1 protein-coding gene is annotated in these 1509 nt (G+C 28.9%); it reads right to left on the reverse strand.

All coding sequences use genetic code 11. The features are described from left to right. Positions 1 to 334: 334 nt before the first annotated feature. Positions 335 to 1509, reverse strand: a 1175-nt coding sequence (locus FC45_RS07915) for a restriction endonuclease subunit S domain-containing protein (RefSeq protein ID WP_338131941.1), incomplete at its 5' end; no start/stop codon positions are given.

Genomic DNA, 1509 nt, shown 5'->3' on the forward strand with positions numbered 1-1509 from the left:
TTTCATATAATTATAAAAGAAAAGAGGACAATGGAGTGTCGGTCCATTATCCTCGATCGCAATCTAATAAACTTTTGGGTAGCTAATCTTCGTGATTAGCTTTTTTTATTATCGCATAAGCAAAGGCAAAATAAATTGCAGCTTTACCAATTGCAACAATAATATCAGCCAACTGCTGATCCCCTCCAGTTCATTATTTTTTGCATAATCTCCACCTCCACAATCTAAAATATGTTCGAGGGGTGGGATTAAGCTTATTAAATTGCTCGCTTGCTATTTTTCCAATTAGCAAACTAAAAACATTATATCAAATCGAAAACTAGTTCGATAGATGCTAAATAAACAAATTTTGAAGTAGGAACTTTTTCAAAAGGAGAAGTTCATTCCTTTCGTTTGAAAGGAATTTAGTCTGTATATTAATTAATTTAACAAACTTACTATCGAAGTTTTGCTCAGCATCTGATGGCACATCTACTTGTAAGTTTAGTACACTCTTTTTAGACAGATTGTATCTTGAAATACCTTGAGCTAATTTATACATGTTTTTTCGTATTTTTAAAGAACGTAATTCATAAGCTAGCCACAAATTATTGATTTTTGAATTTGGCCGAAATCCAAAGCAAAAACTATTTAGATAAATATTGGTATCGTCGTAGGGCCATAATGACGCCAGTCCAACTTCTTCAGGGGTTTCAGATGATATAGTAAACAAAATGTCTCCATTTAAAACTTCGTTTTGCTTTTTATCAATTTCTATTAGGTCTAATAAATTATGATTAGCAATTGTATTTTTATTAACGTTTAAATAAGTTATATATTTTGCCTTACCATGACCAAAATCTGTTTTATTTTTTCCACTTAAACCACTATAAGTAGTACCTAATTCTTTTAGAAATACTTTTTTAGTTTTATTATCTTTAAAATAAAAAGGTTTGTTTTTGTCAAACAAATAATTATAAATTGCTTTTGAAGTCTGGTTTTCTAGCTCCATTTTTCGATGTTGAAGATAAAGTAGAGAATTTATTTTGTGATTTATTTCAAAGATTAATTTTTGCTCTTCAATTTTTTGGGGAATATAGATAGGCAATTTATTGAATACTTTATCTTTTATTGCATATCTATCAGATCTAGCTCCAGAATCTCCGTTTTGATACATGAATTTATGCCATTTGTTTCCAATGAATAAAAATTCAAAGAAACCAATGTTAAAATCATCTTTTATTTTAAAAATATAATACAGCGGAGACATTACACCAGTTTTTAAATGATTAACTCGTATAGGACCATATGGAGCTTGTTTTGAAATTCTAGGGTTATATACAAAGTCCTCAGTATGAACAACATAATAATTATCTGTATTTATAGCTATATTCTTATCAAAAAAATCCTTTTGATAAACGATTCCATATTCAGCTGAATTAGTTAAGACTGGAAATTGACTACAACTATTATTATTTTTTTGCGTAATTTTTTCACTTATTTCCCCCAACTTAACCTTCTTCCAAGGCT

The organism is Lactobacillus jensenii DSM 20557 (genome assembly GCF_001436455.1).
GTDB lineage: Bacteria > Bacillota > Bacilli > Lactobacillales > Lactobacillaceae > Lactobacillus > Lactobacillus jensenii.